The 25,600-nt window shown below is 44.6% G+C and carries 19 protein-coding genes and 6 tRNA genes; 16 read left to right on the top strand and 9 right to left on the bottom strand.

Going from position 1 to position 25,600, the window contains the following annotated elements; all coding sequences use genetic code 11:
• Positions 1-30 precede the first annotated feature (30 nt).
• Together VA249_RS04395 and VA249_RS04390 are read right to left on the bottom strand one after the other, a co-directional pair.
• The gene (locus VA249_RS04395; RefSeq protein WP_221069082.1) at positions 31-1,206 is read right to left on the bottom strand and encodes a UxaA family hydrolase; all 1,176 of its coding nucleotides are present in this window, start codon (positions 1,204-1,206) and stop codon (positions 31-33) included.
• Entirely contained in the window at positions 1,206-1,535 is a 330-nt protein-coding gene (locus tag VA249_RS04390) for a UxaA family hydrolase (protein WP_211919744.1), read from the bottom strand. The genes VA249_RS04395 and VA249_RS04390 overlap by 1 nt, the downstream gene beginning before the upstream one ends.
• 604 nt (positions 1,536-2,139) lie before the next feature.
• Here VA249_RS04390 and VA249_RS04385 point away from each other — a divergent pair.
• The gene (locus tag VA249_RS04385) at positions 2,140-2,346 is read left to right on the top strand and encodes a hypothetical protein (RefSeq protein WP_128811280.1); all 207 of its coding nucleotides are present in this window, start codon (positions 2,140-2,142) and stop codon (positions 2,344-2,346) included.
• Positions 2,347-2,490: 144 nt separating this feature from the next.
• Here VA249_RS04385 and VA249_RS04380 read toward each other — a convergent pair whose 3' ends face one another.
• The 3 genes from VA249_RS04380 to VA249_RS04370 form a co-directional block, all read right to left on the bottom strand.
• Positions 2,491-4,455, bottom strand: coding sequence for a DNA topoisomerase III (locus tag VA249_RS04380; RefSeq protein ID WP_221069081.1), 1,965 nt, complete (start codon positions 4,453-4,455; stop codon positions 2,491-2,493).
• A gap of 102 nt (positions 4,456-4,557) precedes the next feature.
• Positions 4,558-5,106 (bottom strand): NAD(P)H nitroreductase, encoded by a 549-nt coding sequence (locus VA249_RS04375; RefSeq protein ID WP_221069080.1) that lies wholly within the window; start codon positions 5,104-5,106, stop codon positions 4,558-4,560.
• Between the two features lie 184 nt (positions 5,107-5,290).
• Positions 5,291-7,303, bottom strand: a complete 2,013-nt coding sequence (locus VA249_RS04370; RefSeq protein ID WP_221069805.1) for an NADPH-dependent 2,4-dienoyl-CoA reductase — start codon at positions 7,301-7,303, stop codon at positions 5,291-5,293.
• 226 nt (positions 7,304-7,529) lie between these two features.
• Here VA249_RS04370 and sppA point away from each other — a divergent pair, with 226 nt between their 5' ends.
• On the top strand, positions 7,530-9,380 hold the full coding sequence (gene sppA, locus VA249_RS04365) for a signal peptide peptidase SppA (RefSeq protein WP_221069079.1): 1,851 nt from the start codon (positions 7,530-7,532) through the stop codon (positions 9,378-9,380).
• A 112-nt stretch (positions 9,381-9,492) separates the two neighbouring features.
• A complete protein-coding gene (gene ansA / locus VA249_RS04360; protein ID WP_128811283.1) occupies positions 9,493-10,506 on the top strand; it encodes an asparaginase in 1,014 nt (337 codons plus the stop codon).
• Positions 10,507-10,630: 124 nt separating this feature from the next.
• Here ansA and VA249_RS04355 read toward each other — a convergent pair whose 3' ends face one another.
• Entirely contained in the window at positions 10,631-10,915 is a 285-nt protein-coding gene (locus tag VA249_RS04355) for a YeaC family protein (RefSeq protein ID WP_128811284.1), read from the bottom strand.
• A gap of 101 nt (positions 10,916-11,016) precedes the next feature.
• On the opposite strand from VA249_RS04355, the gene VA249_RS04350 reads away from it, so the two are divergent.
• Positions 11,017-11,838: a DUF2989 domain-containing protein gene (locus VA249_RS04350; RefSeq protein WP_221069078.1), complete on the top strand. Its 822-nt coding sequence runs from the start codon at positions 11,017-11,019 to the stop codon at positions 11,836-11,838.
• Between the two features lie 150 nt (positions 11,839-11,988).
• Here the strand turns inward: VA249_RS04350 and msrB are convergent, their stop codons facing one another.
• Entirely contained in the window at positions 11,989-12,399 is a 411-nt protein-coding gene (gene msrB, locus VA249_RS04345) for a peptide-methionine (R)-S-oxide reductase MsrB (protein ID WP_128811286.1), read from the bottom strand.
• A gap of 337 nt (positions 12,400-12,736) precedes the next feature.
• Here msrB and gap point away from each other — a divergent pair, with 337 nt between their 5' ends.
• The 6 genes from gap (at position 12,737) to VA249_RS04315 (ending at position 19,364) form a co-directional block, all read left to right on the top strand.
• The gene (gene gap, locus VA249_RS04340) at positions 12,737-13,732 is read left to right on the top strand and encodes a type I glyceraldehyde-3-phosphate dehydrogenase (protein ID WP_128811287.1); all 996 of its coding nucleotides are present in this window, start codon (positions 12,737-12,739) and stop codon (positions 13,730-13,732) included.
• A gap of 134 nt (positions 13,733-13,866) precedes the next feature.
• A complete protein-coding gene (locus tag VA249_RS04335) occupies positions 13,867-14,751 on the top strand; it encodes a D-hexose-6-phosphate mutarotase (RefSeq protein ID WP_221069077.1) in 885 nt (294 codons plus the stop codon).
• 96 nt (positions 14,752-14,847) lie between these two features.
• Positions 14,848-15,690 (top strand): 23S rRNA (guanine(745)-N(1))-methyltransferase, encoded by an 843-nt coding sequence (rlmA, locus tag VA249_RS04330; protein WP_221069076.1) that lies wholly within the window; start codon positions 14,848-14,850, stop codon positions 15,688-15,690.
• An 83-nt stretch (positions 15,691-15,773) separates the two neighbouring features.
• Positions 15,774-16,721: a ChaN family lipoprotein gene (locus tag VA249_RS04325; RefSeq protein WP_221069075.1), complete on the top strand. Its 948-nt coding sequence runs from the start codon at positions 15,774-15,776 to the stop codon at positions 16,719-16,721.
• Between the two features lie 249 nt (positions 16,722-16,970).
• Positions 16,971-17,348, top strand: coding sequence for a hypothetical protein (locus VA249_RS04320; protein WP_221069074.1), 378 nt, complete (start codon positions 16,971-16,973; stop codon positions 17,346-17,348).
• Between the two features lie 117 nt (positions 17,349-17,465).
• Positions 17,466-19,364 carry a BCCT family transporter gene (locus tag VA249_RS04315; protein WP_221069073.1) on the top strand — a complete coding sequence of 633 codons (1,899 nt, stop codon included), beginning with the start codon at positions 17,466-17,468 and terminating at the stop codon, positions 19,362-19,364.
• 362 nt (positions 19,365-19,726) lie between these two features.
• Here the strand turns inward: VA249_RS04315 and vmeF are convergent, their stop codons facing one another.
• Together vmeF and VA249_RS04305 are read right to left on the bottom strand one after the other, a co-directional pair.
• Complete coding sequence (gene vmeF, locus VA249_RS04310) at positions 19,727-22,840, bottom strand: multidrug efflux RND transporter permease subunit VmeF (protein WP_128811293.1); 3,114 nt, start codon at positions 22,838-22,840, stop codon at positions 19,727-19,729.
• Positions 22,840-23,919, bottom strand: coding sequence for an efflux RND transporter periplasmic adaptor subunit (locus tag VA249_RS04305; protein ID WP_221069072.1), 1,080 nt, complete (start codon positions 23,917-23,919; stop codon positions 22,840-22,842). The genes vmeF and VA249_RS04305 overlap by 1 nt, the downstream gene beginning before the upstream one ends.
• Before the next feature lie 304 nt (positions 23,920-24,223).
• Here VA249_RS04305 and VA249_RS04300 point away from each other — a divergent pair.
• The 6 genes from VA249_RS04300 to VA249_RS04275 all read left to right on the top strand — a co-directional run bounded on the left by VA249_RS04300 (position 24,224) and on the right by VA249_RS04275 (position 25,205).
• Positions 24,224-24,308: transfer RNA gene (locus VA249_RS04300), tRNA-Tyr, on the top strand.
• Positions 24,309-24,403: 95 nt separating this feature from the next.
• Positions 24,404-24,488: transfer RNA gene (locus tag VA249_RS04295), tRNA-Tyr, on the top strand.
• 94 nt (positions 24,489-24,582) lie between these two features.
• Positions 24,583-24,667, top strand: a tRNA-Tyr gene (locus VA249_RS04290).
• Between the two features lie 94 nt (positions 24,668-24,761).
• Positions 24,762-24,846, top strand: a tRNA-Tyr gene (locus VA249_RS04285).
• 95 nt (positions 24,847-24,941) lie between these two features.
• Positions 24,942-25,026 (top strand) — tRNA-Tyr (locus VA249_RS04280).
• Positions 25,027-25,120: 94 nt separating this feature from the next.
• Positions 25,121-25,205, top strand: a tRNA-Tyr gene (locus VA249_RS04275).
• The last annotated feature ends 395 nt before the right edge of the window (positions 25,206-25,600 follow it).

Raw genomic sequence — 25,600 nt, 5'->3', positions numbered from 1 at the left:
CAATAACTCCTTTTGGATACAACTTAATTATTATTGTGGGCAAATACCGATAACGTGTTCTAAACGTTGATCTTTTTGGTACAGAGAAGCGTAAGCAAAACCAACACCTTCTAGGTTGGTCGGCTCGCCATTTGCAACATCAAACACGCGCTCAACGATCTTGTTCGATACGTTGTCGATAGTGTCTGTTGCATCCATGATTCCACAAGCGTTGATATCCATATCTGCAGTAATTAGAGAGCTGTTACCAGACACTCGGATTACTGGAACGATTGAGTTGTTAAAGCCTGCAGCACCTGCAGTCCATAGGATTAGCTGACAACCAAGAGACGCAAAGTGCATTGCTGCACCACCACATAACATGGTTGTTTCCGTTAGGTAGAAACCTGGTGTTGTTGGTTTCTCACGGTGAATGTGGTTAATGCGAAGACAGTCTTGAATTGGACGAGTACCTGTCTTGTGCATTGCACCTTGTGATTTTTCATCGATGGTCGTTAAACCGCCAACACTGTTACCGATAGACATGGTTTCCGTGCCTTCGATTACATGCCAACGTTTCAGATCTTCAGCGATCAGACGTTCAATTTTCTCACCAACTTCAGGCGTTACTGAACGTGCTTTAAGAATGTCTTCACAACCTAGCAGCTCAAGTAGTTCACCTGCCATGGTTGTTGCGCCCATATCAATTAGTTTGTCAGATGCCGCACCAACAGATGGGTTAGACGCTAGACCACTTGATGTATCAGAACCACCACACTTGATGCCAATACGCAGTGCCGATACAGGGGCATCAACACGCTCTACGCTATCAGCGTATGCTTTTAGCTCTTTTGCTAACTCAATACCATCTTTAATTGTCTCGATAGTACCTTTGTTCTTAATTACCGTTAGCGTGTGAACTGGCAGACCTTCTTTACGTACTGGCTCTGCAATCATTTGCGGGTCAATTGAACCACAGCCCATTGCAATAACAAGTACGCCAGCGATGTTCGGGTTCGTCGCAGTATGAATGATCGTATCGATCATCTCTTCGTTACCACCATACATACAGGTGTAGTGGTTTGTTACGACAACTGAATCATCAATTTCTTTACTGATGTTACGTGCGATACCTTCACAACACTCATCAATAGCAACAATCATTACGCTGTTACGAATACCAAATGTACCGTTTGGACGAGGGTAACCTTTAAATGTCATGGTCATTATTGTTCGATCCCCATTTGTTTAATGATTTCTTCGATGATTGCTTCTGGAATGTCTAGGCGCTCGCTGCGAACGTTTTGGACATGAACAAGTTGACCTTGTGGAATTTCAACAATCGACTTACCGATTGAATGACCACATTTCAAAATGTGCTCATCATTCGCGATATCGCCAAGCGCAATCTTGTTACCAAAAGTGATCTTTTGTAGCGCTTTAATTTCTGCGATGACTTCGTTGTCTGCTGAAATGATCTGAACTAGTTCGTGTTTTTCTACATCACCAAGTAGCGTTGCTACATTGTCTGTAGAAGAAAGTTTTATTGCTTTCATTGTATTTACTCTGTCTTATCGTTAAACAGTTAATTGTCCATTGTCCGACAATCGGCATTATACAGCTAAACAAACGTCAAAATATGATTAAAGTCACATCTTGGTGTAATACTTTTGAATGTTCTAATAAGCATATGATGAAAGATTTATGGAAATGAAAATAAGTAAACAGACTATTGCACAGCAAGTTATTGAGTTTATTAAAATTAAGGAGGTAGCAATCCGGTTTGATTGAGAGAAATGATCATTGAAAAGAAAACACAAAAAGATCGTTTACTTTTTGAAATGAGATATACGCCACACTAAAGTGATTGGTCAAAGAGGGGGGGGTTGTTCAAAAAACATCCAGATTGATACTCAAACCTCTACCGCGGGAGTTGCAAAAGCCAGCAAACGACATGCGCAAAAGAATTCAGATCAGTTTCTTAACGTTGATGGAAATGAGTTACCTTGGTAAACGTTAAGCATCAGTAACTTAACATTGAACGATCGAAATCCATGGTTTTCATCGCTCAATTTAACCATTCCGCCCCTTTTCCAACTTGAAATTCATCAAATCCATTCCAGACTTAGTGAGAATATGAACCAACTAAGGAGAGTGGCAATGGCTGCAGATAAAGATTTGGTCAACTTCAGTGAGGATCATGAACTCAATTACTGCTTAAGAAGTGCAGGAAAACGTCAAACTCAAGCAAATCGTGATGCACTTGTCGACTTGGGAAAACAGGTAAAACAAGATTTAGGTAAGCGCGTTCTTACGCAAGATGATGTACGCGGTGCAATTCACAACAACGGGGATTTGTTTGACTGATTAAGCTCGATATTTCATGAGGCTGATGCACAAGCGGCACACTATGGGGCCGCTTTATTTGCTTATCTCGCCACAAGCTCTGTATAGATGCTAATGCGTCAATAGATGCTTAAGACGTCAATAGTGACTTAACGATGCCCACTTTTACGATGATTTTCGGCTGGTACTACTGGACGTTGCCCCGCCGCTCTTCGCATAATTTCGCTTTTTACGTTTAAAGGCTGGCCGTTCCACTTTTGGCAAATGACGTAGCGATTCTGGAATGGGGCCAGACTTAACCTCGCCCATCAAACGGTCAATACGTTGTTCTAATGCAAGCATAAACGGCTGATACGCTTGATTTCGCTCTGCCATTCCTTGTAGTTGGTGCTCCCAATTTGCCGTCATATCAGGATAAGTCGCATCCATAGGCAGCGCATGAATGAGGCCTCTGCCCGCTTGTGAGCTAAGAATCGATTTACCCTGACGCATTAATAATTGACGTTTAAACAAGGTATCCAAAATACCCGCGCGTGTTGCCTCTGTACCAAGACCATCCGTTTCACGTAGGATTTTTTTCAATTCTTTATCTGCCACATAACGCGCAATACCTGTCATTGCTTGTAATAAAGTAGCTTCTGTAAAATGCTTTGGTGGCTCTGTTTTACGATCGTTAATTTCACCTTCGCGACAAGTCAGTATCGTCCCTTTTTCTAACGGAGGAACTGCATCAATCCCGTCGTCCTCTTTATCAGTTTTTCCCATTAAAGATTTCCAACCCGGCTTCACCAACTGACGGCCTTTCGCGATAAATGTCCCACCCGCAATATCAAATACCAGTTTAGCCTCTGCATACACAGCAGCAGGGTAAAATTGCATTAAGTACTGACGAGCAATCAACTGATACACTTTCATCTCATTGCCGGATAACGCATTCACATTAGCTTGCTTTGGCGTTGGGATAATCGCATGGTGAGCATCGACTTTTTTGTCATTCCACGCTTTAGATTTGATAGACAAATCGGCCCCTTTTACGGCAGATTGGAGCTCTTTTGCATTATTAGCGATAGCAGAAGTCACCGACCCCGCTTGAGCATAATGTTCTAACGGCAAGTATCGGCAATCTGAACGAGGGTAAGTGATCAACTTATGCTTTTCATACAGAGCCTGACAGGTATCAAGTACTTGTTGGGCGCTCATGCCGTAACGTTTTGCGGCATCAATTTGCAGGGCAGATAAAGAATAAGGCAATGGCGCAGACTGTTTGGTTTGCTTTTGCTCTGATTCCGTCACTGTAGCAGGTTGATTCGCAATACGGTTAGCTACGTTCTCCACCAGTTTTCGATTGAGTATTCTTCCCTCTTCGTCTTGCCAAGGCTTACATGCATCACTTGGCTTCCAACGAGCACGAATATCAAACGATCCGTTGTGATCTTGATAAGGAATTAAAGCATGCAACGTGAAATAGTCTTTGGGAATGAAGTTTTCAATTTCTTCATCACGCCGAACCACTAAGCCAAGCACTGGCGTTTGAACTCGTCCTACCGACAACACACCTTGGTATCCCGCCTTTTGCCCAAGCAATGTGTAAGCACGGGACATATTCATGCCATAGAGCCAATCGGCACGAGAACGAGCAAGAGCAGAAACAGACAGTGGAATAAAATCTCGGTTGCTGCGCATGGAGCTTAATGCACGCTTAACTGCGGGTAAGTTTAAGTCTGAGATGAGCAGACGTTGCGCCGCCGCTTTTTTGGTTTTCGACAGTTTGCAATAGTCCAAAACCTCATCCACCAGCAATTGCCCCTCCCGGTCAGGGTCTCCGGCGTGGATCACTTCGGTCGCTTCTTTAAGGAGCTTTCGGATCACCGTGAGCTGTTTACTCGCACTTTTTCTCGGTCTTAATTGCCATTGCTGTGGAACGATCGGCAAATCTGCCATGTTCCATTTTTTATAACGGTCATCATAGGCATCAGGCTCAACTTGTTCTAACAAATGCCCGATACACCAAGTAACCACATCACCATTGCCACAGCGAATAAAGCCTTGATCTTTCTTTTGAGGATTTGGCAGTGCCGCCGCAATCGCGCGACCTAAACTTGGTTTTTCAGCAATAAAGAGACGAGACATAAGATTTGATAAATCATAAAAATTAGGGCCACATTATCTAATGTCGCCCTAACAAATCAAGAAAAACTGTACAGATAAACAGTAAACAATGAACGAAATGGATTATAAAAACTCAACAAACTTAGAGAGTTCACGCTCTGGCACTTTCATTGCAGTACAGCCTGGCGTCCCTAAATAAAGAAAGCCGACAATTTGATCGTCGCCTTTCAGTCCAAAAGCTTGGTGTACTTTTGGATGGAACATCCACTTCCCGGAACGCCAAAAACCTTGGAAACCTTGAGCAACGGCTGCCATTTGCATTGCTTGCGCAGCGCACCCAGCGGATAAATATTGTTCTAGAGCCGGTACTTTTTCATGCTCGGTAACTTTGGCAATCACGGTGATCACCATTGGCGCACGAAATGGTGCATTTTTCACTTTTTCAATCACAGCGTCATCACTGTTTTCCGCTTCCGCAGCGTTAACTAAGATATCAGAGAGCTTCTTTAAACTTTCACCTTGAGCGATAACAAAACGCCAAGGCGTGAGAGCCCCATGGTCTGGCGCGCGTAAGCCCGCTCGAATAATATTCTCCAACGCTTTCCCCTCAGGTGCAGGGGCAGACAATTTAGCGATAGAACGACGATTAAGCAAAAGCTCCAGAGCATCCATGAACAAGTCCTTATACAGCAAAAGCATTATTATTGGTTAACTTTAGCATAATCAAAAAATACGAATAACTACTTATTTCTTAAGGCATTAAACAAAAGAATAAAAAAGGCCACACGCAATGTGCAGCCTCTCAAAGTACAGCCTAGAGCTTATGAAAACACTCTGACTAGTGAAAACGACTTTACTACAGTTTCACGGCCAGTTTTACTCCTTGACGAATCGCGCGTACGGCATCCAATTCACCCGCATGGTCAGCACCACCAATAACATGCAGTTTTTCACCCAGCTGAGACCATTTGTCTTCAAAAGGTCGAACCGATTCTTGTCCAGCACAAATAACAACCTTGTCAGCTTCAATCAAACGCTCCTGACCATCGACATGAATGTGCAACCCTTTATCGTCGATCTTATCGTAAGAGACGCCACCAACAAGATACACACCGCGTTTTTCCAACGTACGCTTGTGGATCCACCCTGTTGTTTTACCCGGGCCTTTGCCCACACGCCCCTTACGACGTTGCAGGACCCATACTTCTTTATCACTAATAGAATCAGGATACGGATATAAACCACCTGGCTGAGACATTTCTTTATCAATACCCCATTCGTGAAGCCAATCATCCAGAGTTTGTCCCTCCGGTTCGGTGATCATGGTTGCGACATCGACACCGATGCCACCCGCACCAACAATCGCCACTTTCTCACCTACAGGGGTCTTGTCACGTATCAGTGTTTGGTAATCCACCACTTTGTCTGGGTTATCAACGCCCTCAATGTTCACTTTACGCGGCGCGACACCAGATGCCATGACTACTTCATCATATTCGGTTAGCAAATCGTAATTGGCCTCTGTCGATAAATGCAGGTTTACTCCGGTTTCATCAAGGCGATTAGCAAAGTACCGAATGGTTTCACGAAACTCTTCTTTGCCAGGAATCTGCATCGCAAGGCGGAATTGCCCCCCAATACGATCGTTCTTCTCGAATAAATCGACTTTGTGGCCACGTTCAGCAAGAGTAGTGGCACACGCTAATCCCGCGGGCCCCGCCCCTACAACCGCAATGTTTTTCTTTTTAAATGCTTCTTCCACCACAATTTCGGTTTCATAGCAAGCGAGCGGATTCACCAAGCAGCTGGCTCTTTTTCCTTTGAATACGTTATCCAAACACGCTTGGTTACAACCGATACAGGTATTAATGAACTGCGATTTTTCTTGTTCTGCTTTAGCGACAAAGTATGGATCAGCGAGGAAAGGACGAGCCATAGAGACCATATCAGCATGGCCTGAAGCTAAAATGCGTTCAGCTTCTTCAGGTGTGTTAATTCGGTTACAGGTGATGATAGGAACAGACACGTGAGGTTTCACTTTTTCCGTCACCCAAGTAAATGCCCCTCGAGGTACTTGCGTGGCAATCGTTGGGATCCTTGCTTCATGCCAACCAATTCCGGTATTAATGATGGTCACACCCGATTCTTCAAGCGCTTTCGCCAATTCAATCACATCTTCAAACGTGCTGCCCTGCTCGACTAAGTCCAACATCGAAAGACGGAAAATAATAATAAATTTATCGCCAACTGCTTTGCGCACTGCTTTGACAATTTCCACTGGGAAACGCATGCGCTTTTTATAGCTACCGCCCCATTCGTCATAGCGCATATTGGTACGCTTACATAAGAACTGATTGATCAGATATCCCTCTGATCCCATCAACTCAACACCATCGTAGCCCGCCAGTTGAGCAAGCTCAGCGCTGTTCGCGAAAGCCTCAATCGTTTTCTTAATTTGACGCTCACTCATTTCACTCGGTGCGAACTTGGCTATCGGCGCTTTCATTCCGGATGCGCTCTGAGCAAATGGGTGCATTGCATAACGGCCTGCGTGAAGAATCTGCAATGCAATTTTACCGCCGTGCTTGTGTACCGCTTCGGTCACAACTCGATGAGCTTTAGCATGTTTTGGCTTGCTGAATTCTGCACTCAAAGGATGCAGTCGGCCGCGTAAATTAGGCGAAAAGCCACCGGTCACAATCAAACCAACACCGCCTTTCGCACGCTCTTCATAAAACGCGGCAAGTTTTTGTAATCCTTCCTTGTGCTCTTCTAAACCAGTGTGCATTGATCCCATCAAAACGCGATTTCGTAACTGAGTGAAACCGAGGTCTAATGGCTTTAACAAATGTGGGTACATGGCAGACATCATTCAGCATCCATTTTTATTTTTGTGGTCTGACCAGAGTACGTCTGAGTCATCAAAAAATCAAACAGGCGTTTACAATTTTGTAACACCGATCAATCTCAATCGAAAATATGCCAATTATCGGTTGGGCGTGATAAGCTAAAAAAATTGTTATCTTTTGAGATCTTAGAGATAAGAACCCATACTTTATAGGATTAGGGAAAGACTATCTCATTTTGGAGACAAGATGAAAAAACTCATCAAATTTATTGGTCTGATATTTAAAGGGATTTGGAAAACAATCACTTTTGTTAGGCTGGCATTGGCAAACCTGATCTTTTTGGTGCTTATCGCCGTTGTTTACCTAGCCTTTACCTACTCAGGTGACGGCCTCCCTGTTGTCGAGAAAGAGTCCGCGTTGGTCATGAATTTATCTGGCCCTATCGTGGAACAGCGTCGTTACGTGAACCCATTAGATTCAGTCGCAGGGTCCATGTTGGGTAATGAACTTCCGAAAGAGAACGTTCTTTTTGACGTCGTCGATACCATTCGCCACGCGAAAGATGACCCGAAAGTGTCCGGCCTTGTGCTTGCTCTTAGAGATTTACCAGAAACGAACCTAACTAAATTACGCTATATCGCCAAAGCATTGAATGAATTCAAATCAACTGGCAAACCTATTTATGCGGTCGGTGACATTTACAACCAAAGCCAGTATTACCTTGCCAGTTACGCTGACAAAGTATACCTAGCGCCTGATGGTGGTGTGTTGATTAAGGGCTACAGCTCTTACTCTATGTACTACAAAACGTTGCTAGAAAAGTTAGACGTTTCTACCCATGTTTTCCGCGTAGGTACTTACAAATCAGCGATTGAACCATTCATTCGTGACGATATGTCTGATGCGGCAAAAGAATCAGCAACGCGTTGGATCACTCAACTTTGGAGTGCATACGTTGATGACGTCGCAAATAATCGCAACATCAACGCTAAAGTACTGAATCCAACCATGGATGAGCTACTCGCAGAGATGAAATCTGTTGATGGCGACATCGCTCAGTTAGCGGTCAAGCTTGGCCTTGTCGATGAGTTAGCAACCCGACAACAAATCCGCGGCTTGTTTGCGAAAGAGTTCGGCAGTGATGGTAAAGATAGCTATAACGCATTAGGTTACTACGATTACCTCGCCACCATTCGCCCAAATTTCAATGTTGCTAACGATGACATCGCAGTTGTGGTCGCAAGTGGCACCATCATGGATGGTCAACAACCTCGCGGCACGATCGGAGGTGATACGGTTGCAAGCCTGCTTCGTCAAGCTCGTAATGACGACAAAGTCAAAGCCGTCGTGTTACGTGTTGATAGCCCAGGGGGCAGCGCATTTGCCTCTGAAGTGATCCGAAACGAAGTTGAAGCGATTAAAGCCGCCGGTAAACCTGTTGTGGTTTCTATGTCGAGCTTGGCCGCCTCTGGTGGCTACTGGATCTCTATGAGTGCAGATAAAATTGTGGCACAACCTACCACGCTGACAGGTTCCATTGGTATTTTTAGTGTCATTACGACATTCGAAAAAGGCTTTAGCAAGCTAGGGATCAACACGGATGGTGTGGGCACTTCGCCGTTCTCTGGTGAGGGCATTACAACGGGCCTTTCTGAGGGCGCGTCACAAGCATTCCAACTTGGTATTGAGCACGGCTATAAGCGTTTTATCTCACTGGTTGGAGAAAATCGTGGTATGAAACTCGATCAAGTTGATGATATTGCGCAGGGCCGCGTTTGGACCGGACAAGATGCGCTGTCGTTTGGACTGATTGATCAAATGGGTGACTTTGATGATGCAGTGAAGCTAGCAGCTGAACTTGCAAACGTAACGGACTACAACATCTATTGGGTTGAAGAGCCACTTTCACCATCAGAGCAATTTATTCAAGAGTTCATGAATCAAGTTAAAGTCTCTCTTGGTATTGATGCGACAAGCTTACTGCCAAAAAGTCTCCAACCTGTCGCAAAACAGTTGGAAGCCGATGCAAGTATGCTGCAAAGCTTCAATGATCCAAAAGGCTATTACGCTTTTTGTCTAAATTGCCAAATGCAATAGCGTGACTTAACAGATGAAAAGGGGCGTCTCTGTGCGAGAAGCCCCTTTTTATTAGGTGTCATTTCGCTATAATCCTCGCCACTGTTCCCCTACATGAAAATAAAGTAGAACGATGACTAGAAAACATATCTACATCGCTTACACCGGTGGCACCATCGGTATGCAGAAATCCGACCATGGCTACGTCCCTGTCGCTGGCTTTATGGAAAAACAATTAGCAAGCATGCCTGAGTTTCACCGTGCAGAAATGCCGGAATACACCATTCATGAGTACGAGCCACTTATCGACTCATCCGATATGACGCCAGCCGACTGGCAACAGATCGCAGATGATATTCGTGATAACTACGATAACTACGATGGCTTCGTGATCCTGCATGGCACAGATACTATGGCATACACAGCCTCTGCCTTGTCTTTCATGTTAGAGAACCTTGGCAAACCTGTTATCGTGACTGGCTCACAAATTCCTTTGGCGGAATTGCGCTCTGACGGTCAAGCAAACTTGCTCAATGCGCTGCACATTGCCGCAAATTATCCGATCAATGAAGTAACGCTGTTTTTCAACAATCAATTAATGCGCGGTAATCGCAGTACGAAATCTCATGCTGATGGTTTCAACGCCTTTACATCACCAAACCTACCTCCTCTTTTAGAAGCGGGCATCAACATCCAAATCAGCAATAATGTTGCGGTAGGAACAAAGCCAGATGGTGAATTCAAAGTACACAACATCACACCGCAACCTATCGGTGTCATTACTATGTACCCTGGCATCTCTCATGAGGTAATTCGCAACACACTTCGTCAACCTGTGAATGCGATGATCTTACTGACTTTTGGTGTGGGTAACGCTCCGCAAAATCCTGAATTGCTTGGTCATCTAAAAGAGGCCTCTGAGCGTGGGGTTATCGTGGTCAATCTAACGCAATGTTTAGCGGGAAAAGTGAACATGGGTGGCTATGCCACAGGTTGTGCGCTGGCAGACTCTGGCGTGATCAGCGGCTTTGACATGACACCAGAAGCAGCGCTAGCAAAACTGCATTACCTGCTTAGCCAAAACCTGTCCTACGAAGAAATCAAAGACAGAATGCAGCAAGTGTTACGCGGCGAAATGAGCTTGTAATAGAAAGGCTTTTCACCAACGCGGTCTGGTAGACCTCGCTTGCGCTTTCGACAGTAAATAAGCTCAAGCTCAAAAAAGCCCAATCATCGTGATTGGGCTAATCATTCCATAACGTCAGCGATGATCAGGTGAGGTTTGGGTTCACTCGAACGATGTCATGCTCTTCTTGGCTAAATTGCTTCTTCAATTCTTGCTTGGATTTAAAACTGATTTCACCACCGGCCGCCACTGTCATGTGTTGGGCTTCCGTATTGTGCTTTGATTGATACAACATCACAGCTTGCATACATGAATCTCGCTGCTCCTTAGAAAGTGTTGTACCCTCAGGCCATCTTCCTGTTTCCACGGCGTAAACTAATCGGTCATAGACTTCTGGCGTGATCGCTTTTAATAATTGTTCAGTGTCCATAATGTACCTTCTTATTACATTCTATTCACAGAACATAGCGACTTAGTAAACAGAGTCAAGAATACAGAAATGAATTGGTGTAACGGATCACAAGCGAAACCATGAAATATACATACTGGGTACTAGCAAGCCTCGCAGCATTGACGTTAACGGGCTGCTTAGAGGGAAACATCACAACAGAAGAGTTGTGCCAAAAACACCCTAAGCTAAAGTGCGAGCAATTGAACATGGACGACGGGCAATGCCGCATACCAAGAACGAATCTTGTTTGGCATCGGTTTGAATTACTTAAATCACCAACCGAGGCGAACAAAGTCACTGAGTATGGTCTCGTTGCCGAATATCGAAAGTGTTTAGAACTCGCTTCACAGATATCACCCATCGATCAAAGCGAACTAAAAAGAAAACGTTTTGAGTCTTTGGTGAACAGTATTGATGAACTGGATCGCATCGTTGCCGAACTGCAAGGGTCGGATGATCCCGCGACCTTATACTTTTTATGGACGCAAACTGGTGATGAACAGGCTCGTCGACAATTTCTGCAAAAAGAGGGCAAACCAGAACTCAATACGCCTGAAATGCAGTATGCCCTAGCGACTTTCTATACTGGTCGAGATCCACAAAAAACATTGGTTTTATTAAATAACGCATTGTCGATGTCAAACGAAACCAATGTTAATCCAGTGATACTTAAATCGATGGCGAGCATTAATCAGGGACTTGGCAATAAAGAACGCGCGTACATTTGGGCGATGGTAGCTAAGCGATTTGATGTACCACTTGCTGATGAAGCGGCGTTAAAACGAATGTATAACTTCGCCGATCCAGAAAAATACGATGAGTTAGATGATCTCGCGAAGTCACTCACCAAATCGATAAAAGCAGGCACCTATTCGTCGAGCATGCTTCCAACGCCGCAATAAAAAATCGGTTCCTATAAAAAACACACTGCAATACAAATTAAGAAACTCCCACAAATGTTGGGAGTTTCTTGTCATTCAGCCCTTTCATATTGATGATTAATGGGATACATCGGTTGAAAGGATGAAACATTCTTTGTTCAAATATCACACTTATTGGTCTGATTTGTTGAAAATTAACGACACCGAATTCACACAGTAACGTTCACCTGTCGTTTGTGGGCCATCTTCAAAAACGTGACCTAAATGACTGTCACAGGCTGCACATCGAATCTCAGTTCTTACCATTCCGTGACTTAAATCCTTTATATAATGAACCGCATCGTCATTAATAGGCGCATCGAAACTCGGCCAACCACAGCCAGAGTCATACTTGTTCTCCGAGACAAACAGAGGCGAGCCGCAGCATGTGCATGCATATACCCCTGTCTCTTTATTATGCAGTAGTTTGCCTGTAAATGGCGGCTCTGTACCTTGCTCTCTACAGACTCGAAACTCTTCATCTGATAGCTGCTCACGCCACTGTTTATCAGACTTCGTCACTTTGATTCCGCGTTGTTTCATTGATGGGCATTCCTTCTTTGTTCTTTTTAGCTATGACTTTTTTCGCAAAAAACTTGCCTCTCGTAACATTTGTAGCACATACTTTCTCACCAGAACACCATGTGTAATTGATTTGCTACGAGTTCTTATCTCAAAAGTTATATTACGCCAACTGGAATGTAGAATAACCAGCAAAAAGTTTAAAAAACGAGCATTTGAGAAGAGTTGTTAAAAAAAGCGTCGCATTTTTTTGACTTTAGACAATTTAAGTCCGATTATCTCTTGCAGATGTTTACTGGATTCTGTAATTTTACTACCAGTTATCTTTAATCAGAAATTAAGTTGTGGAGCAACTATAATGACTATCAAAGTAGGTATTAACGGTTTTGGCCGTATCGGTCGTTTCGTATTCCGTGCAGCGCAAGAGCGCAACGACATCGAAGTTGTAGGTATTAACGACCTTATCGACGTAGATTACATGGCATACATGCTGAAGTACGACTCAACTCACGGCCGTTTCAACGGTACTGTTGAAGTTGAAGGCGGTAACCTAATCGTTAACGGCAAAACTGTACGTGTAACAGCTGAGCGTAACCCAGAAGATCTAAAATGGGATGCAATCGGTGTTGACGTAGTAGCTGAAGCAACTGGTCTATTCCTAGACGACGCTACAGCTCGTAAGCACATCACAGCTGGTGCTAAGAAAGTAGTTCTAACTGGTCCTTCAAAAGACGCTACTCCAATGTTCGTAATGGGCGTTAACCACGCTTCTTACGCTGGTCAAGACATCGTTTCTAACGCTTCTTGTACTACTAACTGTCTAGCGCCTATCGCTAAAGTTCTTAACGACAAGTTCGGTATCGAATCTGGTCTTATGACTACAGTTCACGCTACTACAGCTACTCAAAAAACTGTAGACGGTCCTTCTGCTAAAGACTGGCGCGGTGGTCGTGGTGCTTCTCAGAACATCATCCCATCTTCAACTGGTGCTGCTAAAGCTGTAGGCGTTGTTCTTCCAGAACTAAACGGCAAACTAACTGGTATGGCTTTCCGCGTACCAACAGCTAACGTTTCTGTAGTTGACCTAACAGTTAACCTTAAGAACGGCGCATCTTACGAAGCTATCTGTGCAGCAATGAAAGAAGCTTCTGAAGGCGAACTAAAAGGCGTTCTAGGTTACACTGAAGATGCAGTAGTTTCTCAAGACTTCATCGGTGAAGTTCAAACTTCTGTATTCGATGCTAAAGCTGGTATCGCTCTAACTGATAACTTCGTTAAAGTTGTATCTTGGTACGACAACGAAATCGGTTACTCAAACAAAGTTCTAGACCTAATCGCACACGTTTCTAAGTAATTACTACTTAGCTAACTAGCGTTAGTCAAGCTTGTGTTTGATACATAAGATTTAGATAAAAGGCGGCTGAATAGTCGCCTTTTTTGTATCTGAAATTTGAGGGAGCTAACCTCCCCCAGCATAGGAAACGACTCATGGAATTAAAAACTCTCCCTACGTTAGCGGTTCTATCAGACAACGTGACGATCGTCGAAATCGATCAGGTAAAGGTCGTCCGTGTGATTCACGAAAAGGCAACCGCAGGCATTGCACTGCATGGGGGTCACGTTATTTCTTTTACTCCAGAGGGGCAAGAAGACCTGATCTGGATGAGCGAAAAAGCGATTTTCGATGGTAAAGCAGCCCTTCGTGGGGGCATTCCTGTTTGCTGGCCATGGTTCGGTCGTATTGCAGCTCCTGCTCACGGCTTTGCTCGCAGCTCTGAGTGGGAATTAGTCGAACATCGCGAAAATGATAATGGCGTCATCGTTGAGCTTGCTCTACTCCCAACAAAAGAGACACTCAGTATTTGGCCTCACCTGTTTGATGCTCGTCTAATCGTTGAAGTTAGTGACCAACTGAAAGTGACACTGAAAGTCACTAACATCGACGAAAAGGCTTGGACATTCTCAGGCGCGCTGCATACATACCTCAATGTGGGTGATATTCTGCAAGCTCAAACCACAGGGATGGGTCCAGAATATATCGATAGCCTAAAAGGCGGCGAAATCTGCCAAGGCGGTGAAGTATTGCAACTCACCGACACCATTGATCGAGTTTACACTCAGCCAGAAGCGCAAATTTTGGTGAAAGATCCAGTATTGGCACGAACGCTCAGCGTAGAAAACCAAGGCCACAACTCTGCTGTTTTGTGGAACCCTTGGGCTGAGGGCGCACAAGGCATGGGTGACATGGCAGACAGTGGTTACGAAACCATGATGTGTGTCGAGTCCAGTGTTCACGCTCCAAGCATCGAGCAAGGCAAAACCCTACAGCCTGGTGAAAGCCATGAGCTGATCACGACGATTTCAGCACTTTAATCGCAAATAATGGCCAGGTCGACTGGCCTTTTTTATTTCGCCTCTGCACCCCTTTTTGATAGAATCTGCCGCCTTACTGTCTGTCCAGAGATCGTCATGAACTATCAATGCCCCCTATGCCATCAGCCTTTAGCACTCACCGCGAAGACGTTTAAGTGTGAAAACAACCACCAATTTGATTTAGCAAAAGAAGGCTACGTCAATTTGATGCCTGCGCACCATAAACGCTCAAAGGATCCAGGTGATAACAAAGAGATGATGCAAGCACGTCGTCGCTTCCTAGAGGGAAACCATTACGATCCAATGCGTCAAGAAGTCGCTCGTCTTTGCACGAAATATACAGAAGGGACTGAACACCAGCTATTAGACATCGGCTGTGGAGAGGGCTACTACACCAACCAAGTTCAACAATCTTTGCGAGCGCAAAGCGATGATGCATCTGTATACGGTTTAGATATCTCAAAAATTGCTATTCGTTACGCTTCTAAGCGTTATCCAAATTGTGATTTCAGTGTAGCTTCCAGCCATCGACTTCCATTTTCGGACAACTCACTGGATGCCATATTACGAATTTATGCGCCATGTAAAGCCGAAGAGCTACAGCGCGTGATCAAAGACAATGGCGTGATCATTACCGTCACACCTGCTGCGCGTCACCTCTACCAATTACGTGAACGTATTTACCAAGATGTCCGAATGCACAATGAAGAGCCGGAGGTCATTGAGGGCTTCGAACTCGAGCATCAACAGCAGCTCAATTACGAAATGGCACTCAAAGATGCAACCGCTTTTGATTTACTACAAATGACGCCTTTAGCTTGGAAAGCGAGCGATGAACTCCGCGAAGAATTAAAGTCCACTACACTATTTAAGTGTGAGGCAGACTTTATGTTGCGTGTTTACCGTAAAAAATCCGTAAATGTGGTCAATGAAGATTAATTAAAACCGATAAGCATTCTCATTATCATTGATTCATTGCGTAGCCTCCATTAATATCACTAGACATTTTTGGAGGCTTTTCAATGCGTTTTTCTACTCTAGGCTTAATCTTTGCCGGCTTACTTACTGGTTGTGCATCAACCACTTCATCTCTTCCTAGCGTGGCTTCTTCAGAAGTTGCCAGTTTTTATGATTATCAGCTATATACACCATCCGGCAAGCCACTTTCCCTTAATTCATTGACTCCCGAACTCAAACAAGCGGACGTTATTTTGATCGGTGAATGGCACACTCATGCTGGAATACATCGTTTCCAAACAGACATGCTAAAACAGTTAGCTTCTGATGCTCGTCCTGTCGCACTATCTATGGAGCAAATTACACGGAATAAACAATCGGTCGTCGATGCGTACTTAAATGATAAGATTGGTGAGCAATATTTCATCAAACAAAGCAATGCTTGGCCAAACTACGAAAGCGATTACCGCCCTCTAGTTGAATTTGCTAAACAGGCAAATATCCCCGTCATTGCATCTAACGCGCCCAAAGAGATTGTTCGTTGTATTGGTCGTCAGGGAACGGCTTATATAGAAAAACTTAATGCCGAAGAGCGTCGTTTTATTGCCGAAGACATTAATACGGGGGAGAGTCCTTACAAAGAGAAGTTCATGGCTTCCATGCATCATGGGAAACCAGAACAAACTGAACGACAGTATGCCGCTCAAGTGACATGGGATGAAACCATGGCGGACTCTATTGTTACTTTCCTTTCTATGAACCCTGATACACAAGTGATTCATATCGCGGGTAAATTCCATACGGAAAATGGGTTAGGAACGGCTGCGTCTATCCTAAATAGAAATCCTAATTTGAACGTTGTTGTCATCACGCCAACGCCAGACATATCAACGTCAAGTTCAGATTACCAACTTAATGTGTTGGCTCCGCCAGTACGCTACGTACAAGATGCTCATCGCATGGCTGCTTATAAAGATCTCGCACAACGCAACCACGACCTCCAATGTAAATAACCAATAAGACTTCATCATTGCCCCTCCCCTTGCTCAAGTTATCGGTGCGATACAAGCGTCACTCCGTTTAGCTTCCAATAACTTGAGCTTTTCAGGCCTATTTTTTGCTTATATTCACTTTCGAAAAAACATCGGCAATGTTTCGCCATCGAATTAATTAAAGAGATTTCATAAATAGCCGATATAAAAACAACTGCTTTTTACCCACACTCAACAACCATTGAGTGCATTGTACAAATGAGGTGACAAATGACTCCTGTAGGAAGCAAACCGGTCCAAACTTATGCTGCCCTATCTAACCAAGTGGATAAAACAAAAGCCACGACTTCCAGTGAGCTAACATCCACCAATGTAGAAGCGTCAGCGTTAAAAGCTGAGCAAAATAAAGTGACCCTATCCGCAGAGGGAAAAGCACTTCTAGCAGCCCTTGAGCAAATTGACCACGAAAGCAAAAAAATAGAAGCCGAGAATAAAACGGTAAGCGAAAAAGTAGAATCATTTGCCCACGGCGCGCTGGGAATGGATCATCCAGACACCATCGAAGAGGAAGAGGACAGCTCTTACTCTGCTGGCCAATACCTCTCCGCAGCCATGACCGTTGGAGGCATTCTACTGGCACTTGTTTAAAAATCGTGTTGCATAAGTTCAAACAAGGCTTTCTTTCGTTACGACAATTATATTCATTTGAACCATTTTTTCACCTAACCCCATAATGATTAACTATTCATTAACGGACGATGAACTGTGAAAAATGCATTTTCTCTGATAGACAAGCCCACTTTTTTTGGCGCTATCGCGCTTCTCCTTTCTATTGTTTTTCCTCTCATTTTGTTTCCTGCCGAAGGCGCTGAGTGGATTGCAGTTGCAAAAACATTCATGACTGACAAGTTGGGTTTCCTCTACTTAGCTCTTGGCCTTGCTGCATTCATCTTTATGATTTATGTCGTATTCAGTGACATGGGCCAGATTAAGCTTGGCGATCCAGATGAAAAGCCTGAGTTTGCAACCTCATCTTGGGCAGCCATGTTGTTCTGTGGCGGCATCGGTGCAAGTATTCTTTATTGGGGTTGTATTGAATGGGCGTACTACTATCAATCGCCGCCTTTTCAGCTTGAGCCCGGAAGTGAAGAAGCCGTACGTTGGGCGGCCACTTACGGCCTATTCCACTGGGGGCCAATCGCATGGTCAATCTACTTAATTCCTGCTCTGCCGATCGCTTACTTCTTCTATGTTCGTAAGCAACCAGTTCTTAAAGTATCAAGCGCATTGATGCCTGTACTTGGCGAATCTCGCAGCAAAGGCGCGGCCGGTAAAGTTGTTGACGTATTGTTTATTTTTGGTCTGCTTGGCGGTGCGGCAACCAGTTTGGGCTTGGCTGCGCCACTGATTGGAGAGGGCCTGCACCACTTATTCGGCCTGCCTAAAAACACATTCAGCCAAGTCTTAGTTCTACTCATTTGTACCGCTATTTTTGCTTACTCTTCTTACGCAGGTATGGAGAAAGGCATCAAGGTACTGAGTAACATCAACTTCTGGGGTGCAATGGGACTGCTTGCGTTTGTATTAGTCGCAGGACCAACCATCTTCATGTTGGAAACAGGTTTAGACTCTATTGGTCGTATGCTTTCTAACTTCTTTGTGATGGCAACATGGGCGGAACCATTTGGCGGCTATGGCAGCTTTGACGACACGCACTTCCCTCAAGATTGGACCATCTTCTACTGGGCATGGTGGCTAGTATTTGCTCCAAGTATGGGCTTATTTGTGGCTCGTATTTCCCGTGGCCGTACGATCAAGCAAATGGTTGCGGGTTCCATCTTTTTTGGTTCACTCGGCTGTTTCTTATTCTTCATGATTTTGGGTAACTACGGTCTATCACTTCAGCTTTCCGGAGAACTCGACGTTGTAGGCATCCTGAATGCAGAGGGGGCAACAACCGCTATCTTCGCCATGTTAGATGCTCTACCAATGAGCACGCTTGTGATCGCCGTATTTACCGTGCTTTGTATCATTTTCACTGCAACGACGTTTGACTCAATTTCCTACATCCTTGCTTCGGTGGTGCAAAATAATGTGACAGAAGAACCAATGCGTTGGAACCGCATGTTCTGGGCATTTACTCTGTCATTCTTACCAACGGTGTTGTTGTTCATGGGTGGGTTAAGCACACTACAAACGGCGGCAATCGTAGGCGGGTTACCACTGTTGGGTATTTCTGTGATGCTGATGATTTCTGCAGTACGTGCGACTTCACTAGACATCAAACATCAAGAAGACTACGTAGAGCCAACCATCAATATCGAAGAACTACCGGATATTGACCCATGGTCGAGTGAGGGCATGGCAATGGCCAAGTTCGAACGTGCTCGTGATGCGGCACAAGAAGCAGCAGAAGATGAACGCCTTGCGCTTTCTGAATTACTGAAAATGCGTAAAAAAATCCGCGCGTTTGCTCTTGAACATAGTGACGACAACGATTTTGCTGATCACCATTTGCCACAAGAAATGCAAGATGAATTGCAACGCCTTGTTGATAATGTGGTGAAAGCGAAAGAGAGAAAACTCGAACTGTCCGATACTGCCCAACAGTCTCGTATCGAGTTTAATCAACTCGTGGCCCAAAGTGCTGCTCTTGCAGTTTAACTTTAGCTCATGAACTTCCACTCCTAAATCTAATCAAAGCCCACTTCGGTGGGCTTTCTTATTGCTAGCCAATCAGTCTTTTCGATCCGACCAAGCACCACTCTGCCCTGTTCCTGTTCCTGTTCCTGTTCCTGTTCCTGTTCCTGTTCCAAAACGAGCTTAGTCAAACCTTATTAATCATCAAGGTCCTTTCCTCTCTTAGGCATATTAAGGGGAGTGCGTTCTATCCAGTCTGGAAAACTCACTTAAGATTATTAGGGTCTGTTTATATCCCCATATATGAGAAACAACAAAAAAAAGCACCGAGCCACTTACGTGGTCGGTGCTTAGGTTTCGTTATTGAGGTTTAGTCGATTGACATTTTACGGGTGAGCAATTCGCCCTTTAGTGTCATGACTTAACGCTTTATTCAGTTCCGCTTCTACATGACCAGGGGCGCGAGTATTCGCCGAGATCAAACGATACATAGCCGGAATAACGAACAACGTAACCAAGGTGGCAAAGCCCATTCCAAAGAAGATAACCGTACCCACTGCAACACGGCTTTCATATCCCGCACCAGTGGAGACAATCAAAGGAATCGCGCCTGCCAGAGTGGTAAATGCTGTCATCATGATTGGTCTTAAACGACGTGCCGCCGCATCAATGATTGCTTTTTCGAACTCGATACCGCGATCACGTAATTGGTTCGCAAATTCCACAATCAATATGCCGTTTTTCGTTACCATACCAATCAACATTATCATGCCAATTTGGCTGTAAATGTTCATCCCTTGACTCATGACCACAAGCCCTAAGAAGCCACCAAACACACCCATCGGCACGGTAAACATCACAACAAGTGGATTCACAAAACTTTCAAACTGAGCCGCTAGTACAAGATATGCAACAAGCAACGCTAGTGCAAACACCACAGCTACACTCGCTTGGTTCTCTTTAAAGTCTTTAGACTCACCCGAGTAACTCACCGAAATATCACCCGGTAGATTGTCTATCGCTTGTTGATCTAAGAAGTCCAACGCTTCACCTAATGTGTAACCGTCTGACAGATTCGCTTTGATCGTTATGGACTTTTGCTTGTTGTAATGCGAAAGACGAATAGATGCCGCGACTTCCTCGATATGAGTGACCGAATCCAACGTCACCAATTCACCACTGTTAGTGCGCAGATAGATTTGGCTTAAATCTTCCGCATTGCTGAAACTGTGCTCATCACCACGTAAATAAACATCGTACTCTTCACCACGTTCGACGTAGGTTGTTTCACTCTTACCACCTAGCATGATTTCTAAGGTATCGGAGATCTCTTGAACACTCACACCAAGTTCAGCAGCTCGTCGCTTATCTACCGTAACCAATAACTCTGGTGTTTTTTCGGAATAATCAATTTCCGCACCTTCCATCATTGGTGACTCTTCCGCTTTGTTTTTCAACAATTCAGCCCACGTTAGCAACTCTTCATAATCAGAGCCCCCCAACACAAATTGAACAGGTTCACTTGAGCCGCCTCGGAAACCCGGCATGAACGGGAATACACGAACATCCGGAATACCAGCAAGTGATTTACGCACTTGATTCAACGCATCTTGAGCGGTCACATTACGTTCGTTCCAGTCATCCAGAATCATAATAACGAAACCAGTTTGGTCACCCGCTTGACCACCAAAGGCTGGCGTCTGAATGCTAAATGATTTCAAGAACCCTTGACCAAGCAAAGGCATCAAACGGTCTTCAACAATATCCATGTTCGCCGACATGCGATTATATGAGGTTGCATCAGCACCACGAACAAACGCGAAGATAACGCCGCGGTCTTCTTGTGGCGTCAATTGAGCTGGCACTTGGTTCATTAACACGTAGCTGCCGCCCATACACGCCAAAATAACCAGCGGAGCACCCCAACGTAACTTAAGTGCGCCTTTCAGGGCTTTTCGATAACCAGTTTCTAAATGTGAAAACAGCTTATCAACGGCCTGGTTAAAGCGATTTGGCTTCACATTCGCTTTAAGGATCTTACTGCCAAGTACTGGCGTTAACGTCAATGCGATCAAAGAAGAAAAGATCACTGACATCGCCAACAATACTGAAAACTCGGTAAATAACAGTCCGACCATACCATCCATAAAGGAGATTGGCAGGAATACCATCACAAGCACCAACGTCGTTGCGATAACCGCAAACCCTACTTCTCTGGTCCCTTTATAGGCTGCAAGCAGTGGGGATTCACCTCGTTCGATATGATGGAATATGTTTTCTACAACAACGATCGCATCATCGACCACCAAACCGATAGAAAGAATCAGTGCCATTAGCGTGATCAAGTTGATAGAAAAGCCAAAGTAATACGCCGCAATGAATGACGAAATCAGCGAAACGGGCACCGTAACAGCTGGGATCAAGGTCGCGCGCGCTTGACCAATAAAGATATACAGAACAAGAATAACCAAGCCTCCCGTGACAAATAGGGTGCTATATACTTCTTCTATTGAGCGTTCGATAAACACCGTCGCGTCATAATCAATCGCGAGGCGCGTACCCTCTGGTAAAAATTGTTGGATTTTATCCACTTCGCTGCGCACAGACTTAGCAACTTGCAGTGGGTTGGCATCCGATTGAGGAACCACCCCCAAACTGATATTAACGATGCCATCACTCTTAAAGGTGGAGTTTTCGTTCTCCGCGCCAATAAATACATCTGCGACATCTTTTAGATAGATAGGTGTGTTATCACTCGCGCGCTTCACAACCAAATATTGAAAATCTTCCGGTGTATTATATGTACGAGCAGTACGCACAGACATCACGGTTGAGTCATTACGCACTTCACCACCAGGGCTTTCTAGGTTCTCTTTGCGTAGTGAAGAGGTAATGTCCGACGCGGTCACCGAACGGCCCGCCATCAGGTCTGGCTTGAGCTTCACGTACATAACTTTGTACAAACCACCAGACAGATCAATAGAGCTCACCCCGGAGATCAAGCTAAAGCGGTCCATCAGCACTCGCTCAGCATAATCAGTCAACTGTGTCCGGTCCATTTCCGACGAGCTCAAGTTTATGTATAGCGAGGCTTCGCCCGAACCGTTGTTTTTAAACACTACAGGATCGTCAGCTTCATCTGGCAAGGATCGCTGAGCACGAGCCACTGCATCACGAACATCACTCACACCCGTGTTTAGGTCATACCCCAATTCAAAGGTGATGGTAATACGCGACATGCTGTTACGTGTGGTTGAGCTGATTTCATCAATCCCACTGATACCAGAAAGCTGATCTTCCAGCACGGAGGTAATTTGGCTTTCAATAATGGTCGCCGATGCCCCTTCATAGCGCGTGCTGATCGAAACAACTGGACTTTCGATGTCGGGCATTTCACGTACGGCAAGTTTAGTAAATGAAACAAAACCAAACACACAGAGCAGCAAACTCAATACTAACGCCGCAACAGGACGTTTTACTGAAACATCAGAGAGCAACATTAGTTCACGTCCTTAGCTGCTTGATTTTTCGAGCTCTTTACCTCAGCTTTTACGGGTGCCGTGATTTCTTTAACTTGAACGCCATCACGCATGTTCACGATACCTTGAACCACAATTTTATTACCAATCTCAACGCCAGATTCAATCACGACCTCATTACCCACTCGCGCACCTAGGCGAACTTCTTGACGCATTGCCTTGTTGTTTTCATCAACCACATAAACAAAACGTTTGGTGCCTGAATACTCCAAGGCTTGCACCGGAATAATTGGCGCTTCAATAGCAGGGAATGCCAGAGACGCATTCATCAACATGCCTGGTTTTAGGTGATTTTCAGGATTATCGAATTGAATACGAACACGCAAGTTCAATGTTTCTGCATTAATACGAGTATCGATGCCTTTCACTTTTCCGGTAAATACTTGTTGATTCCAAGCGCTAGTCGTAGCGTGCACTTCCATACCAACAGAAAGCATCGAAAGGTAGCGTTCGGGTACTTGCAGATCCAACTCCATGACAGACAAGTCGTCCAGAGTCAGCAGTTCTGAGCCTGCACTCACCATCTTGCCTCGGCTAAAGTCAATGAAACCAACAGTACCTGCAAAAGGGGCGCTAATATGAAGATCCGATAGGTTCGCTTTTGCTGCATCAAGACGGGCTTCACCGATCTCAACTCGGGCTTTTTGCGCATCAATTTCAGTCTGTGTAATCGCATTGCGCTTTACCAAACGCTGAAACTCTTTCAATTTACGCAACTCGTCTTTTAAGTAAGCGTTGGCTTCTACTAATGCAGCTTGCGCTTTTTCGTCATTAAGTTGAATCAACAACTGCCCTTGTAAGACGTTCTGGTTAGCACTTACCGAGATTTGCTTCACCTTACCAGACACTTCAGAAGCGACAATCACGGATTCTGCCGCTTCTAACTTGCCAATAAGAGATAAAGATTGGTTGATTTCGTGTACTTCTACTTGCTCTGTCACAACCGTAACAGCAGATGGACCTCGCTGTGCCGCAACTGCCATTGGTGATGACATTAAAATAGAAAGCGTTAAAACAGATAAAGTGGCTCTCATGCTCATAATTTGAAGTCAATTAGGTCTATGTCATTAAATTGATGCCAGTTTATCAGTTCATATCGTCAGTAACGTCAAGGAGTGTAAATTCGAACAAATAGTTATCGACGAGAAACTTGGTGACAAATTGCTCGCTGCCAAGACAAAATGGTGAGTTTCTATCATCTTTGCCCAAAAAGGCAGCATTCGGCGTAAAAACACAAGAAAAACGCTTTACAGCTTGGTCGAGTTTGCTATGATTCGCTCCGCACTTGAGAGTTGTGTTGGGAAAACAGCTTTTAAGCATGCTCTAGAAGCATGAAAACACCCTGGAGGGGTTCCCGAGTGGCCAAAGGGAGCAGACTGTAAATCTGCCGGCTCCGCCTTCGATGGTTCGAATCCGTCCCCCTCCACCATATTTCTTCTTGTGACTTTGTCGTGAGAAATTGCTTGAAAAGCGCGTTGGGAAAACACTTTTTAAGTTTGCTCTATGAAGCATAAAAAATACCCTGGAGGGGTTCCCGAGTGGCCAAAGGGAGCAGACTGTAAATCTGCCGGCTCCGCCTTCGATGGTTCGAATCCGTCCCCCTCCACCATATTCTTCTTATGATTTTGTCGTAAGAAACTGCTTGAAAAGCGCGTTGGGAAAACACTTTTTAAGTTTGCTCTATGAAGCATAAAAAATACCCTGGAGGGGTTCCCGAGTGGCCAAAGGGAGCAGACTGTAAATCTGCCGGCTCCGCCTTCGATGGTTCGAATCCGTCCCCCTCCACCATATTCTTCTTATGATTTTGTCGTAAGAAACTGCTTGAAAAGCGCGTTGGGAAAACACTTTTTAAGTTTGCTCTATGAAGCATAAAAAATACCCTGGAGGGGTTCCCGAGTGGCCAAAGGGAGCAGACTGTAAATCTGCCGGCTCCGCCTTCGATGGTTCGAATCCGTCCCCCTCCACCATATTCTTCTTATGATTTTGTCGTAAGAAACTACTTGAAAAGCGCGTTGGGAAAACACTTTTTAAGTTTGCTCCATGAAGCATAAAAAAACACCCTGGAGGGGTTCCCGAGTGGCCAAAGGGAGCAGACTGTAAATCTGCCGGCTCCGCCTTCGATGGTTCGAATCCGTCCCCCTCCACCATATTCTTCTTATGACTTTGTCGTGAGAAATTGCTTGAAAAGCGCGTTGGGAAAACACTTTTTAAGTTTGCTCTATGAAGCATAAAAAATACCCTGGAGGGGTTCCCGAGTGGCCAAAGGGAGCAGACTGTAAATCTGCCGGCTCCGCCTTCGATGGTTCGAATCCGTCCCCCTCCACCATATTAAGAAGCCAGCTCATCGAGCTGGCTTTTTTCGTTCTGTGCACCTAACTTTTCAAACCACGCTTGTGGATCTCTCCCCAGATCTTTGTCATTTACCACAGATATAATCCTTTCCTTTCTTGTTCACTTAATATTCCCCGCGTACCATTAATACCCACGTACCTTTCATATAAAGAGATTTCTCTCAGTAAGACAGTGAGAATCAAGCAAAGCAATACTCAATTCAAACACGCCAAAGTGATCAAGGTAATACCAAATAAATTAAGTACTTTGAGTTGGCGTAGGGAAAATGCTTCAGAACAAAGTGAAAACTATCAATAAATCACTATTTACTATCATTGTTCTTAATCCTGATATTGATACCAATTCGAATACAGGATGCTCAGAAGATTA

This window comes from Vibrio alfacsensis, from assembly GCF_019670485.1.
GTDB classification, from domain to species: Bacteria; Pseudomonadota; Gammaproteobacteria; order Enterobacterales; family Vibrionaceae; genus Vibrio; species Vibrio alfacsensis.
This window is presented reverse-complemented; position numbering and strand designations above follow the sequence as displayed.

Bases quoted from the DNA above. Each gene is read 5' to 3' on its own strand.
- msrB (WP_128811286.1), bottom strand. From the start codon at position 12,399: ATGAAACAACGCGGAATCAAAGTGACGAAGTCTGATAAACAGTGGCGT.
- VA249_RS04380 (WP_221069081.1), bottom strand. From the start codon at position 4,455: ATGTCTCGTCTCTTTATTGCTGAAAAACCAAGTTTAGGTCGCGCGATT.
- VA249_RS04375 (WP_221069080.1), bottom strand. From the start codon at position 5,106: ATGGATGCTCTGGAGCTTTTGCTTAATCGTCGTTCTATCGCTAAATTG.
- gap (WP_128811287.1), top strand. From the start codon at position 12,737: ATGACTATCAAAGTAGGTATTAACGGTTTTGGCCGTATCGGTCGTTTC.
- VA249_RS04395 (WP_221069082.1), bottom strand. From the start codon at position 1,206: ATGACCATGACATTTAAAGGTTACCCTCGTCCAAACGGTACATTTGGT.
- ansA (WP_128811283.1), top strand. From the start codon at position 9,493: ATGACTAGAAAACATATCTACATCGCTTACACCGGTGGCACCATCGGT.
- VA249_RS04350 (WP_221069078.1), top strand. From the start codon at position 11,017: ATGAAATATACATACTGGGTACTAGCAAGCCTCGCAGCATTGACGTTA.
- VA249_RS04390 (WP_211919744.1), bottom strand. From the start codon at position 1,535: ATGAAAGCAATAAAACTTTCTTCTACAGACAATGTAGCAACGCTACTT.
- VA249_RS04335 (WP_221069077.1), top strand. From the start codon at position 13,867: ATGGAATTAAAAACTCTCCCTACGTTAGCGGTTCTATCAGACAACGTG.
- sppA (WP_221069079.1), top strand. From the start codon at position 7,530: ATGAAAAAACTCATCAAATTTATTGGTCTGATATTTAAAGGGATTTGG.
- VA249_RS04320 (WP_221069074.1), top strand. From the start codon at position 16,971: ATGACTCCTGTAGGAAGCAAACCGGTCCAAACTTATGCTGCCCTATCT.
- rlmA (WP_221069076.1), top strand. From the start codon at position 14,848: ATGAACTATCAATGCCCCCTATGCCATCAGCCTTTAGCACTCACCGCG.
- VA249_RS04355 (WP_128811284.1), bottom strand. From the start codon at position 10,915: ATGGACACTGAACAATTATTAAAAGCGATCACGCCAGAAGTCTATGAC.
- VA249_RS04370 (WP_221069805.1), bottom strand. From the start codon at position 7,303: ATGTCTGCCATGTACCCACATTTGTTAAAGCCATTAGACCTCGGTTTC.
- VA249_RS04385 (WP_128811280.1), top strand. From the start codon at position 2,140: ATGGCTGCAGATAAAGATTTGGTCAACTTCAGTGAGGATCATGAACTC.
- vmeF (WP_128811293.1), bottom strand. From the start codon at position 22,840: ATGTTGCTCTCTGATGTTTCAGTAAAACGTCCTGTTGCGGCGTTAGTA.
- VA249_RS04325 (WP_221069075.1), top strand. From the start codon at position 15,774: ATGCGTTTTTCTACTCTAGGCTTAATCTTTGCCGGCTTACTTACTGGT.
- VA249_RS04305 (WP_221069072.1), bottom strand. From the start codon at position 23,919: ATGAGCATGAGAGCCACTTTATCTGTTTTAACGCTTTCTATTTTAATG.